General features: G+C 71.3%; 13 protein-coding genes. 7 read left to right on the forward strand and 6 right to left on the reverse strand.

Annotated elements, in window-relative coordinates; all coding sequences use genetic code 11:
* Positions 1 to 21 precede the first annotated feature (21 nt).
* Complete coding sequence (locus F6W97_RS32700; RefSeq protein ID WP_155374407.1) at positions 22 to 594, reverse strand: winged helix-turn-helix domain-containing protein; 573 nt, start codon at positions 592 to 594, stop codon at positions 22 to 24.
* A gap of 153 nt (positions 595 to 747) precedes the next feature.
* On the opposite strand from F6W97_RS32700, the gene F6W97_RS32705 reads away from it, so the two are divergent.
* Together F6W97_RS32705 and F6W97_RS32710 are read left to right on the forward strand one after the other, a co-directional pair.
* Entirely contained in the window at positions 748 to 1,683 is a 936-nt protein-coding gene (locus F6W97_RS32705) for a helix-turn-helix domain-containing protein (protein WP_155374408.1), read from the forward strand.
* 177 nt (positions 1,684 to 1,860) lie between these two features.
* Positions 1,861 to 2,109, forward strand: coding sequence for a hypothetical protein (locus F6W97_RS32710; RefSeq protein ID WP_155374409.1), 249 nt, complete (start codon positions 1,861 to 1,863; stop codon positions 2,107 to 2,109).
* A 107-nt stretch (positions 2,110 to 2,216) separates the two neighbouring features.
* Here F6W97_RS32710 and F6W97_RS32715 read toward each other — a convergent pair whose 3' ends face one another.
* Complete coding sequence (locus F6W97_RS32715; RefSeq protein ID WP_155374410.1) at positions 2,217 to 2,477, reverse strand: mycoredoxin; 261 nt, start codon at positions 2,475 to 2,477, stop codon at positions 2,217 to 2,219.
* A gap of 83 nt (positions 2,478 to 2,560) precedes the next feature.
* On the opposite strand from F6W97_RS32715, the gene F6W97_RS32720 reads away from it, so the two are divergent.
* The 3 genes from F6W97_RS32720 to F6W97_RS32730 all read left to right on the forward strand — a co-directional run bounded on the left by F6W97_RS32720 (position 2,561) and on the right by F6W97_RS32730 (position 5,717).
* Positions 2,561 to 4,738 (forward strand): ATP-dependent DNA helicase UvrD2, encoded by a 2,178-nt coding sequence (locus F6W97_RS32720; protein ID WP_155374411.1) that lies wholly within the window; start codon positions 2,561 to 2,563, stop codon positions 4,736 to 4,738.
* Between the two features lie 126 nt (positions 4,739 to 4,864).
* Complete coding sequence (locus F6W97_RS32725; RefSeq protein ID WP_155374412.1) at positions 4,865 to 5,236, forward strand: hypothetical protein; 372 nt, start codon at positions 4,865 to 4,867, stop codon at positions 5,234 to 5,236.
* A 121-nt stretch (positions 5,237 to 5,357) separates the two neighbouring features.
* A complete protein-coding gene (locus F6W97_RS32730) occupies positions 5,358 to 5,717 on the forward strand; it encodes a WhiB family transcriptional regulator (RefSeq protein ID WP_120318150.1) in 360 nt (119 codons plus the stop codon).
* A gap of 295 nt (positions 5,718 to 6,012) precedes the next feature.
* On the opposite strand, the gene F6W97_RS32735 is transcribed toward F6W97_RS32730, so the two are convergent.
* From F6W97_RS32735 to F6W97_RS40275, 3 genes are all read right to left on the reverse strand, one after another.
* On the reverse strand, positions 6,013 to 7,347 hold the full coding sequence (locus tag F6W97_RS32735; RefSeq protein WP_155374413.1) for an ABC1 kinase family protein: 1,335 nt from the start codon (positions 7,345 to 7,347) through the stop codon (positions 6,013 to 6,015).
* Between the two features lie 76 nt (positions 7,348 to 7,423).
* The gene (locus tag F6W97_RS32740; RefSeq protein ID WP_155374414.1) at positions 7,424 to 8,551 is read right to left on the reverse strand and encodes a hypothetical protein; all 1,128 of its coding nucleotides are present in this window, start codon (positions 8,549 to 8,551) and stop codon (positions 7,424 to 7,426) included.
* A 174-nt stretch (positions 8,552 to 8,725) separates the two neighbouring features.
* Positions 8,726 to 8,881, reverse strand: a complete 156-nt coding sequence (locus tag F6W97_RS40275) for a DUF5679 domain-containing protein (RefSeq protein ID WP_166381884.1) — start codon at positions 8,879 to 8,881, stop codon at positions 8,726 to 8,728.
* A gap of 362 nt (positions 8,882 to 9,243) precedes the next feature.
* Between F6W97_RS40275 and F6W97_RS32745 the strand changes: the two genes are divergently transcribed.
* Positions 9,244 to 9,771, forward strand: coding sequence for a M48 metallopeptidase family protein (locus tag F6W97_RS32745; RefSeq protein WP_155374415.1), 528 nt, complete (start codon positions 9,244 to 9,246; stop codon positions 9,769 to 9,771).
* A 149-nt stretch (positions 9,772 to 9,920) separates the two neighbouring features.
* Here F6W97_RS32745 and F6W97_RS32750 read toward each other — a convergent pair whose 3' ends face one another.
* Entirely contained in the window at positions 9,921 to 11,192 is a 1,272-nt protein-coding gene (locus F6W97_RS32750) for a zinc-dependent metalloprotease (RefSeq protein WP_155374416.1), read from the reverse strand.
* Positions 11,193 to 11,300: 108 nt separating this feature from the next.
* Between F6W97_RS32750 and F6W97_RS32755 the strand changes: the two genes are divergently transcribed.
* A complete protein-coding gene (locus tag F6W97_RS32755) occupies positions 11,301 to 12,374 on the forward strand; it encodes a YlbL family protein (protein ID WP_155374417.1) in 1,074 nt (357 codons plus the stop codon).
* Positions 12,375 to 12,496: the final 122 nt, after the last annotated feature.

A 12,496-nucleotide genomic window follows, 5' to 3' on the forward strand; every position in this document is an offset into this window, starting at 1 on the left:
CTCCGGGGTGGTGGAGTGAGGTCAGCTGGGGTGGGGGTTGGCCCAGGCCACCATGCGCACGGGGCGGGAGCCCTCGGGCCGGGCGGCCGGATCGGTGACGCGCTGGTTGTACCTGGTCAGCACCGCGAGCAGCTCGTCCTCCATGGCCGTCAGCTCCTCGGCGGTGAGCCAGTTGACGTTCTGGACGCTGAAGGCGGCGTGCCGCCAGCCGGTGTCGTCGGTCTGCCGCTGCTCGTCCCACTGGTTGTGCAGGGCGAGCTCCTGCGCCAGCAGCGTCGCGTTGAGCTCGCGGCCCGCCTGCATCAGTTCCGGCGGCTCGTCCGGGCCGCCCCACCGGTTGCCCATGGGCACCCAGCGCCACGGCCGGTTGCGCCCGACCCCGCCCTCGGCCTCCTCGATGAACCCGAACTTGGCCAGCTGGCGCAGGTGCCACGAGCAGTTGGCGGCGGACTCGCCGACGCGCTCGGCCAGCGCCGTCGCCGTCGCCGGACCGTGCAGCGCGAGTTCGTTGAGCAGCCGTAGGCGCACCGGGTGCGCCATCGCCCGCAGCATCCGCGGGTCGGTGATGTCCCGCATCGGCAGTTTCTCCGTCACATCAAAAGGATGCTTTCGAAAGAACTCTTTCGTCAAGCCCTTTCCGGGAATCGGATCTCGAGACCGTGCTCAACCGGGCGAAAGGTGTGTCGGTGCGGGGGTGGGAGTAGTCGGGCGGCTTAGCCTGAGGGCTGGTCACCGACGGAGGTCCCCTTGCCGCGAGGATCCAGCCCGATCGTCCGCCGCCAGCGCCTCGGCGTGGAGCTGCGCCGCCTGCGTGAGACCGCCGGTCTCACCGGCGAGCAGGTCGTCGACCGGGTGGGCTGGGCCGCCAAGTCGAAACTGTCGCGACTGGAGAACGGGCGCAGCCGCCCGGACCTCGCCGACGTGCTGGACCTGCTCGATCTCTACCAGGTGCGCGGGCGGGACCGGGACCAGCTGGTGGCCATCGCGCGCGACGCGGGCAACACCCGCGGCTGGCTGCGGGCCTATCCGGTGATGACGCAACGGCAGCGCGGGTACGCCGAGCTGGAGGCGGGCAGCGCCCGGATCAGGGAGTACGGCCTGTCCATCGTCCCCGGTCTGCTGCAGACACCGGAGTACGCCCGCGCCCGGATCCTCTCCTCGCGCCCGCTGTCCGGGGTCGCCCGGCCGGCTGACGGCGTGCCGGCGCAGCGCGTGAATCCGGTGGTGGGGCCGGTGGCCGAGCTGCCCGCGCCGCAGGAGCCGGACACCGAGGTCGCGGCGCGGCTGGCCCGCCAGACGATCCTGACCCGGGCCCCGGACGCGCCGGCCTATGAGGCGATCCTCGACGAGCAGGCGCTGCTGGGGCGGGGTGCGCCGGACGATGTGCGGGACGGGCAGCTGGCCCATCTCGCGGCGCTCACTCAGTTACCGAACGTGACGATCAGAGTACTGCCGTGTGCGGCGACGGTCAGCCAGCACTTCATACCGTATACGGGATTTTCTATCTATCACTTTCCCGACCCGGATGACCCGGAGACGGTGGCCGTGGAGACGCTCGCCCGTGAGCTGGTGCTCACTGACCGCAACAGCGTCGAGCGATACGCGCGGGTCTTCGGCTGGCTCAATGAGGCGGCGCTGGACCCGGCGCGGTCGCAGGCGTGGCTTAGCGCCCGGATCAGCTGATCTCCTCGGCAGAAAACTACGCTCCGTCACCCGTTCGGGCGGTGCTGCCCGCCGATCGTCGCGTCTTGCTTGATTCCAGCTGGGGAAATGCACAAGCATGACATCAGCCGAATGTGGAACTTCCACCCATGGACTCCACAGTCGACCTCCGCCCGGCAGGCAGTGACGGAGCAGCGCATGCGGTACCTGATAGTTCGCACCGAGGTACGACCCTTCGCGCCCGAGGACGTGCACGCGTCGTTCCTCGACGAGGAGCCGCTGCGCGACGAGACCAGCAGCCCCGAGCAGCGCCGCCAGGTGGCGGAGGCGGACAGCCTCGACGCCGCGCTCCAGCTCGCCCGCGCCCTCGCCTCGGTCGGCGCCGTCCGCTCCGGCCGCCAGCGCGTCAAAGTGGTCCGCCTCGACGCCCCCCGCTGGCCCAGCTGACCCTCCCGGCCTGTGCTGGGGCGCGCAAAAGATCGCCGTCTCGTGTCGAGAAGTGAGGTCGGGCCTCAGGTTTGACACGAAACAGCGATCTTCTCCCGTTGTGGGGTTCAGGCCGGGTCGGCGGCGGTTTCGGCGAGGGCGGCGAGGTGGGACTTGACCTGGATGATGCTGGGGTTCGTCAGCGCGCTGCCGTCGGCGAAGCGCAGCGTCGGCACGGTCTGGTTGCCGCCGTTCACGCTCATCACGAAGTCCGCCGCGTTGGGGTCCTGCTCGATGTCGATCACCGTGTAGGTGATGCCCTCACGGTCGAGCTGGCTGCGCAGCCGGTGGCAGTAACCACACCACGTGGTCGAGTACATGGTCAGCATGGCGATCCTCGGGTCGGGGGAGCGGGGGCTCCCGGGGACTCTAACGGTGGCAACATCCACAACACCTGGGATGATTCCCTGTTGTGACCCGAGACGCTGCCCCCGACACGGCCTCAAAGGTGCTCGCCGGACTCGACGAGGAGCAGGCGGCCGCGGTCACGGCGCCGCCCGGACCGGTGTGCATCCTGGCCGGGGCCGGCACCGGCAAGACCCGGGCGATCACGCACCGGATCGCGCACCGGGTGGTCACCGGGCAGGTCCAGCCGCAGCATGTGCTCGCCGTCACCTTCACCGCACGGGCCGCGGCGCAGCTGCGCGAACGGCTGGCCGGGCTGGACGCGCACGGTGTGCAGGCCCGCACGTTCCACGCCGCCGCCCTGCGCCAGCTGCGCTTCTTCGCGCCGCGGCTGCTGCGCGGCCGGGAGATGCCCGAGCTGGTCGAGAGCAAGGCGCGGCTGGTCACGCTCGCCGCCGCGCGGGCCGGGGTGCGGGCCGACCGCACCGGCGCGCGCGACCTCGCCGCCGAGATCGAGTGGTCGAAGTCGTCCCTGGTGGAGCCCAACGAGTACGTCGTCGCGGCGGCCAAGGCCGGCCGGGAGACCCCGCTCGACGCAGCCCAGGTCGCGGCCGTCTACACGGCATACGAGCACGTCAAGCGCCAGACCGGCGTGATCGACTTCGAGGACCTGCTGCGCGCCATGTGCTGGGGCATCGAGGAGCACTCCGACGTCGCCGAGCAGGTCCGCACGCAGTACCGGCACTTCGTCGTCGACGAGTACCAGGACGTGAACCCGCTCCAGCAGCGGCTGCTGGAGGCGTGGCTGGGCGGCCGCAAGGACCTGACCGTGGTCGGCGACGCGGCGCAGACCATCTACTCGTTCACCGGGGCCACCTCGTCGTACCTGGTGGACTTCGCGCGTACGTACCGCGCCGCGACCGTGGTCCGGCTGGTCCGTGACTACCGCTCCACCCCGCAGGTGGTCGGCCTGGCCAACGCGGTCATCCGGCAGGCCAAGGGCAGCGAGTCCCGGCTGCGGCTGGACCTGGTCGGCCAGCGCCCGGCGGGTCCGGAGCCGGACGCCCGGGTCTTCGCCGACGAGCACAACGAGGCGGTCGGGGTGGCCCGCCGCTGCGCCGACCTGATCGCGGCAGGCACCCCGGCCTCGGAGATCGCGGTGCTGTTCCGGGCCAACGCCCAGTCCGAGACGTACGAGGAGGCGCTGGCCGACGCCGGGGTGCCCTACGTGCTGCGCGGCGGCGAGCGCTTCTTCGAGCGGGCCGAGATCCGGCAGGCGATGGTGGCGCTGCGCTCGGCCTCCCGGGCCGACGGCGGCGACGACCTGGTCGCCACGGTCAGCGCGGTGCTGGTCGGGCTGGGCTGGCAGCCCGAGCGCCCGCCGTCCGGCGGGGCCGCCCGGGAACGCTGGGAGGCCCTGGCCGCGCTGGTACGCCTGGCCACCGAGTTCCGGCCCGAGCCGGGCGCCGACAACGGGCTCGCCGCATTCACCGCCGAGCTGGGCCGGCGCGCCCACGCGCAGCACGCCCCGACCGTGGCCGGGGTGACCCTGGCCAGCCTGCACTCCGCCAAGGGCCTGGAGTGGGACGCGGTGTTCCTGGTCGGGCTCGCCGAGGGCACCATGCCCACCGCGTACGCCCGCAGCGCCGAGGCGCTGGAGGAGGAGCGCCGGCTGCTGTACGTCGGCATCACCCGGGCCCGGCGGATGCTCTGGCTCAGCTACGGCGAGGCCCGCTCGTCCGGCGGCCGGGCCCGGCGTCCGTGCCGCTTCCTGCAGGGCGTGCCGGGGTTGGCGCCGTTCGGTGGCCAGGCCGCCGTGCCCCGTGCCGAGCGTCCGGCGCCCGGTGCGCCGCGCACGCCGCGCAAGACCGTGATCGTGAGTTGCCGGGTCTGCGGGGCGACGTTGCTCGCCGGGCCGGAGCGCAAGCTGGGGCGGTGCGCGGGCTGTCCGTCCTCACTGGACGAGGAGCTGTTCGAGCGGCTGGGCGACTGGCGGGCCCGGGTCGCGGCAGCCGCGAAGATCCCGGCGTACGTCGTCTTCACCGACGCCACCCTGACCGCGCTGGCCGAGCGTCAGCCATCCGACAGAGCCGGTCTCGTGGAGATCGCCGGCATCGGCCCGCGCAAACTCGAGCTGTATGGCGAGGCCGTTCTCGCGCTGTTGAAGGGTGCTTCGGTGGCGGATTTGCTGCCTGAACAACCGACTTCAGAAGATCTTCAAAAAGATTTGGCAACAGAGCCGTAAAACCGTTTGCGCCCTCCCGCCCGGGAGGCATAACCTTCGGACACACCACCAAGAGCGCACATCCGTGCTGCTCCTGGCGGGTGGTCAACGTTCTGCACCGACGAGGCAAGTGAGGAGGCGAGTCCCATGGAGATCACGTTCAAAACCCTGAATGTCGTCGTGCCGGCGCTCGCCGCTGCGCGCGCTTCGTCAGTCGCCGTCTCGCCGATCGCCTTGGCTGCATCCCCGCAGTCGGCACCCGCCGGCCACGCCACGTGTGGCGCAGTGGGTGCACTGGGCGCGTCGACCGTCACCGGCCTGCCGGTGGCTCAGCTGCCCGTCCTGCGACAGCTGGCCTGGAACCCGAACCCGATCAAGGTGGCCCCCGCGGGAGCCACCGAGCCGAAGAGCACCACCAGCACCATCAGCACCACCCTGGCCTACCGGAACCAGGAGTCCTCGGGCATGAAGCTCGATGGATTCGACGGGCTCCCACCTCGAGGTAAACCAAAGGTCTAAACCAGACCACCGGCTCACCTCGAGGCCGCGGAACCCGTACACCGGGATCCGCGGCCTTAGTTATTTCCACCCCCATGGAAAGCGATCCACGAGATCGAGATGAAAGGAAGGTGACCGGAAGATGAGTCTGGCGTTGGCCCCAGTCCTCGACTTCAGCGTCGAGCTGGGTGCGGAGCTGCCCTGCCGGAAGTTTGACCCCGACCTCTGGTTCTCCGACGCTCCTGCGGAGCTTGAGCTGGCGAAGTCGCTCTGCGGCGAGTGCCCGCTCAAGGTCGAGTGCCTCTCCGGGGCGCTGGAGCGCGAGGAGCCCTGGGGCGTCTGGGGCGGCGAGATCTTCGAGCGTGGTGCGGTCGTGGCGCGTAAGCGTCCGCGTGGCCGTCCGCGCAAGGACGACCTCGCTCGCGAGGCGGCCCTGGTGGCCGAGACCGAGGCGCGTGTCGCCGCGGTCACCGCTCGCGAGTCGGTCCGGCTCGCTGCCTGAGCAGCAACTCCGCATCACCCAATCCAGCCGCCTGCCGGCTAAGTCACTACGACGAGCATCGGAGAGAAGCAATGAGAAACGCCATCAGCGACATATATATGATCCACGAAATCATGAGTCGGGCTCGAATGCTTGAGCCTCAGAACATCCCCTCTGAGGCTTCCCGTTCCGCCCGTCAGATCATGGTCGCCGCGCGTCGGCGTGCACGTGAGCTGTCGCAGCGATAAGTGAATCAACACGGATGCCCGCCGGCTCAGCCGGCGGGCATCCGCATTTATCCAGGTCAGTCGGTCGGTCAGTCGGTCGGCTCCGCGAAGCCGGGGAGCCAGCGCTCCAGGATGGCGCGGTAGTGCGCCTTGGCCTCCAGCTGGCACAGCACGCCGATGGAACCCAGCGTCACCCGGTGGATCATCAGGTACGACGGCGGCAGGTTCAGCTGCCGTCCCAGCGCGTACGCCGGGCTGCGCGGGCTGGCCAGCCGGGCCGCCTCCTCACGCAGCCAGGCCCGGGTGAAGCGGAACTCGTCGGCGGCCAGCGGCTCCAGCATGGGCCGCACGTAGTCGAGCACCGCCTGCGCGTCGATGTCGGCGTTGGCGCGGACGAAACCCTCGCCCTGCAGGCCCTTGAGCACCTCGTCGGCCCGGCCGGCCAGGGCGAGCCGGCTGATCCGGCCGACCGGTTCCGGCAGGCCCTGGGGCAGCCGCGCGACCGCGCCGAAGTCGATCACCGCGAGCCGGTCGTCGGGCAGCAGCCGGTAGTTGCCCGGGTGCGGGTCGGCGTGCAGCAGCCCGGCCCGCTCGGGAGCGGAGAAGTGCAGCGTGGCCATGAGCGAGCCCGCCCGGTCCCGCTGCGCCACGGTGCCCGTACTGATGATCTTCGAGAGCGGGATGCCCTCGACCCACTCGGTGACCAGCACCCGCGGGGCCGCCGCCAGCACCTGCGGCACCAGGATCTGCTCGTCGCCGGCGTACGCCGACGCGAAGGCGCGCTGGCTGGCGGCCTCCAGCTCGTAGTCCAGCTCCTCGACGACCCGCGCCCGCAGCTCGGTGACCAGCGGCTTGACGTCCAGCCCGGGCTGGATCACCTTGAACAGCCCGGCCAGCCGGGACAGCTGGGTCAGGTCGGCGATCAGCGCGTCACCCGCACCCGGGTACTGGATCTTCACGGCGACCGGGATGCCGGTGCGCTTGCGCGGCACCTTCCACACGGCCCGGTGCACCTGGCCGATGCTCGCCGCGGCCGCGGGCTCGTCGTCGAACTCGCGGAACAGCGACCGCCAGTCGCTGCCCAGCTGCTCGGCCAGCACCTTGTGCACGGTGGCCGCGGGCAGCGGCGGGGCCGCCTCCTGGAGCTTGGTCAGCGCGTCGCGGTAGGGCTCGGCCAGCGCGTCGGGCAGCGCCGCCTCGAACACGCTCAGCGCCTGGCCGAGCTTCATGGCACCGCCCTTGAGCTGGCCCAGCACGCTGAACAGCTGCTCGGCCGTACGCTCCTGGATCTCGGCGGAGATCACGTCGGTGGCCATGCCGGTGACCCGCTTGCCGAACCCGAGCACGGTCCGCCCGGCGAAGCCCAGGGGAAGAGAAGCCAGCTTGGCGGTCCGGGAGACGGCACGGCGCGGGATGTCGGTCACCGTGCCATTGTTGCCGACCTCGCGGATTTCGGCCCGTTCCGGCAGGTGAAGACCCTGTGGAGATGTCGGTGCGGGGTCAGCCGCGCCGCCGCCGGATGCAGTCGCAGGACGGGTGGGGTGACCAGGTGCGCCGTCGCCAGGGCAGGACACCGTTGATCTCGACGGTGGCGCCGATCGTGGTCGGCGCGGCCCCGTCGAGGTAGGCCAGCACCTCGGCGGCGGCGAAACCGGCGGCGGTGAGGCGGGTCGCCGCCGGGCACGGCTCGCCACCGGCCGGCGCCTGGGCGAGCTGGGCCACCAGCCGGGGCCAGGACGGGTCGCGGTCAGTGCGGTGCAGATCGAGGCAGTGCAGGCAGGGCCCGCCGGTGACGGGCACGAGCGGCCCGACCACGGCGACCCCGTCGCGTACGGTCAGCGCCAGGTGCGGCACCCTGCGCCGCGTTCCGCGGGTGGCCACCGCATACCCCACCTGTACCCGGAACGTGGCGTCCGTGGCACGCAGGGTGGCCGCGTGGGGTGCCTGGCCCCGCGTCCCGGGTGCGGGGGCCGCCGAGGCCGCTGTGCCGGAAGCCGAGCCCATCTTGGCCGCTGTGCCGGCCGCGTGGCCCGTGGCCGCCGTACCTGCCGCGTGGCCCGTGGCCGCCGTACCTGCCGCAGGGCTCGTGACCGCGGTGCCCGGTGCAGGGCTGAGCGCGGCCGCCGCGCCGGAGGAGGCGACCAGCCCCACCTTGCCTATCCCGGCGTCCAGCAGTGCCGTGGCGACCAGCCGGGCCGTCGGGCCGGCACCGGCGATGATCACCCGTGCCAGCGCCCGCCGCTGCAGCACCCGGGCCGGGGTGCCGGCGCTCTCCGTTCGGCGCAGGGCGAGCGCGGCGGCCTCGTCGGCGAGCCGGGCCCGGTGCTCGGCGGGCAGCGCCGAGGGCATCAGCGCGTGGGCCGGCATGACCAGACCCTGCTCGGTCAGCGCGGCCAGCACCTCGTGCACGTCCTCGGCCCGCATGCCGAGCCGTCCCATCTCGGCCAGCAGGGCCCGCTCGGTGCGGGAGCCGTCGAGCAGCTCCAGCAGCCGAGCCGCGGACCGGTGCGGCAGCTCCAGCACCACGGCATGCTCGGGGTCGGTGCCGAGCTGGACGGTGTGACGGTCGCGCCACATCGGGCGCAGCCCCGGCAGCAGGGCCGGGCGGGACATCGGGGAGCGGCTCACAGCGTGAGGTTGCCAGTGTCCGACGGGGTCCGGCCGGGGTTATCCACAGCTCGTCCCCCGTGATCAAGAGGTTTTCCACAGCGCTGACCGGGGTTATCCACAGATCTTGGGGAAGATTGTCGGGAAAGCGACAGGAGCCCGCAGTGTCTGCGGGCTCCTGTCTCGCGTTGTTCCTCAGGCCTTGCCGAGAATGCGGTTCACGGTCGTACCGCAGACGGGGCAGGGCCCCTTGGCCATCCGCATGCCAGTCTTGGAGATCTCCACCTTGCCGGTGAAGTCACGCTTTTCCTTGCACTTCACGCAGTAGCCGTTGTACTTCTCTTCGGCCACGATTCCTCCTCATGATCCACGGTGACTCGTCCCGGCGGCTTGCGCTGTGACGGTGGAAGTCTGCCTGCCCGAATCGATCTGAGTAGTCAGGTTACGCGGGACACGCCGGAGTCATCACGCTTGTAGAAAATGAGGCATTTTCTTAAAGTCGCCTGTGCATTGAGTAATGTCCCTTATGCGAACCAGTGGTGCGGGTCACGGTCAGAAGAATTTTCTTGGCGAAGGCCAACTATCCCGGCAAATCTGGCGATGATCACAAGATTGACCCTTGCGCCCCCCTGGCACCCGGCCGCTAGCGTCCCTTCCGTGAGTAACAACCCCCTGGTTACCCGCGGGTGCCCCCTGGTCTGCGCCGGTCGTTAATGGCCGCCGCACGCAAACCCGTGGTAGAGGTCCGGCGCAGTGAGCGCCGGCGGCGGACGGTGTCCGCCTACCGTGAGGGGGAGCGGGTGGTGGTGCTCATCCCGAGCCAGTTCTCCCGGGCCGAGGAGAGCGAATGGGTGAGCAAGATGCTCGCCCGGCTCGCCGCCCGCGATCAGCGCAGCCAGCGCAGCGACGCCGACCTGGAGGTCCGCGCCCGCCAGCTGGCCTGCCGCTACCTGCCCGAGTTCGGCGCCGTCGCGGTGCCCACCACGGTGCGCTGGGTCGGCAACCAGAACGGCCGCTGGGGCTCCTGCACCCCCGCCGACCGCACCATCCGGCTGTCCGAGCGGGTGCGCGACATGCCGGTCTGGGTCGGCGACTACGTGCTGCTCCACGAGCTGGTGCACCTCATCGTGCCGAGCCACAACGCCCGCTTCTGGGCCCTGGTCGGCCGCTACCCCCGCACCGAACGCGCCCGCGGCTACCTCGAAGGCATCGCCGCCGCCGAACACGCCCGCGCCGAGTAGCACCCTTCCCTGACGGGCCTCACCGCACCACTCGGCGGTTGCGCCCCACCCCGTTCTCAATAGACGTCGGCCTATCTGGATGAGAATTCGTGGATCGAACTCATCCGGATAGGCCGACGTATATGTAAAGCGCGGCGCGCCGCGCAGGGTCAGTCCTGCTTGGGGGGTTCCTCGGGGTTGCCCTCGTCGTGGCTGGGGAGGTCGTCGAGGCCGCTGAGGTCGAGGACGGTGGTGTCGGCGGCGGCCGCGTAGGCGGCCGGGTCGGCGAAGTCCTCGTCGTCGGGCAGCAGGTCGGGGTGGTCCCACAGGGCGTCGCGGCCGGACACGCCGCGGTGCTCGGTGAGCGCCGCCCACAGCGCGGCGGCCTCACGCAGCCGCCGGGGCCGCAGCTCCAGCCCGACGAGCGCGGCGAACGTCTGCTCCGCCGGACCACCGGCGGCGCGACGGCGGCGGAACGTCTCGGAGAGGCGTACGACGTTGGGCAGGCGGTTGCCCGCGGCCTGCTCGACCACGTGCGTCACCCAGCCCTCGACCAGGGCGAGCACGGTCTCCAGGCGGCGCAGGGCGGCCTGCTGCTGCGGGCTGTCGTCGGGGGTGAAGACGCCTTCGAGCTGCAGCTCGGCCATCGACTCGGGGTCGGCGGGGTTGACCCGGCCGAGCGCCTCCTCGATGGCCTCGCGGTCGACCCGGATGCCGTTGGCGTAGGTCTCCACCGCGCTGAGCACGTGCCCGCGCAGCCACGGCACGTGGCCGAAGAGCCGCTGGTGGGCGGCTTCGCGCAGGGCGACGAACAGGCGCAGCTCGCCGGAGTCGACGTCGAGGCCGTCGCCGTACGCCCGGAGGTTGGCGGGCACGAGCGCGGCGGTGCCGCTCGGGCCGAGTGGCAGGCCGATGTCGCCGGCGGAGAGCACCTCGACGGCGAGCTTGGCGAGCGCGGTGCCGAACTGGCCGCCGAACAGCGCGCCGCCGAGGCTGCTGATCATCGCGGCCATCGGGCCGAGCTGGGCGCGGGCCTCCGGCGGGACCAGGTCGCCCATGGCGCTGACCATGCGGTCGGCGACGGGGTCGGCCAGCTTCCGCCAGACGTCGAGAGTGTTGAAGATCCACTCGTTGCGGTTCCACGCGGCGGTGGTGAGCACGCCGCTGGGCAGGGCGGTGGCCGGGTCGAGCCACAGGTCGGCCAGGCGCAGCGCCTCGTCGACCTCGGCGCGGTCGGCCGCGGTGACCGCCGGGTCGCCCTCGCTGTTGAGCGCGGTGGTGGCGACCTGCCGGGCGAGGTCCCAGTTGACGGGGCCTCCGCCGCTGGAGCTCATCGCCATCAGCTGCTGCAGCCCGGCGAGGAACTGCTGCATCTGCTGCGGGTCGTTGGGATCTGGTGGTTGGCCGCCAGGAAGGGCGAACCCGAACGGGGTGTCAGGCACGCCCTCCACCGTACGCGAAGTTGAGCCCAAGTGACTCATACCCCCCGCGTGATCGGGGACAAGTCAGGGTCCGGCGGGGTGGCGGACCGCTTGGATAGGCTGGCCGCCATGAGACGTCGCGGGTTGACTGTGGTGCTGGGCGCACTCCTGGCCGTGCTGCTGCTGTTCGCCATCGGGCAGGTGAAGGTGCCCTACGTGGTGGAGAGCGCCGGCCCCACGGTGGACACGCTGTCGGCCGTCGACGACAAGGGCGAGGTCTGCACGCCCGGCGCCGCCGGAGCCGGGGCGGGCTGCCACGAGGTCATCTCGGTCACCGGCGGTCCCGCGGTCTCGAAGTCCGACGGGCAGCTGCGGCTGGTCACCGTCAACGTGCAGTCGTCCACCGACCTGGTCTCGGTGATCCGGGGCTGGTGGTCCGACGAGGAGGCGGTCGTCCCGTACGAGCTGCTGTACCCGCCGGACGCGAGCCGCGAGGAGATCGACCAGCAGGGTCAGGAGGACTTCAAGAACTCGCAGTCCAGCGCGGAGACCGCGGCGCTGCGCGAGCTGGGCTACCCGGTGCGGATCGCGGTGGAGAAGGTCGTCGCGGGCGGGGCTTCGGACGGCAAGCTCAAGCCGGGCGACGTGATCGACACCGTCGACGGCGCGGCGGTCACCTCCAACGGCAAGCTGCTGGAGCTGATCCAGGCCAAGCCCGCCGGCAGCACCATCAAGCTCGGCGTCACCCGGGACAAGGCGCCCACCACGGTGGAGGTGACCACCAAGCCGGCCTCCGCGACCGACGACACGCCGCGGGTGGGCATCGAGGTCAAAACCGAGCAGCCGCACCCGTTCACGCTGAACATCAAGCTGGACGACATCGCCGGCCCGAGCGCCGGGCTGATGTTCGCGCTCGGCATCATCGACAAGCTCAAGCCGGAGGACCTCACCGGCGGCAAGGTCATCGCGGGCACCGGCACCATCGACGACGAGGGCAACGTCGGGCCGATCGGCGGTATCCCGCAGAAGCTGTACGGGGCGAAGGCGGCCGGTGCCAAGATCTTCCTGACCCCCGCCGCGAACTGCGAGGAAGCCAAGGCGAACGCGCTGCCCGGCCTGCCGCTGGCCAAGGTGAGCACCCTCGACGACGCGCTGGCCGCGCTGGCGACCGTGCGTGCCGGGGGTACCCCGCCTTCCTGTTAATCAGCTGAGAAAACGCGGGGCCCCGGCTGCCGGGGTCCCGCGTGAAACGGCACGTCAGACGACTCACCGCGGTTCCATTGGGCCTGCCATCAGTGCCACGCTCTTGCACGGCAACGTAGGCT

This window comes from Catellatospora vulcania (assembly GCF_009720385.1).
Classification (GTDB): domain Bacteria; phylum Actinomycetota; class Actinomycetes; order Mycobacteriales; family Micromonosporaceae; genus Catellatospora; species Catellatospora vulcania.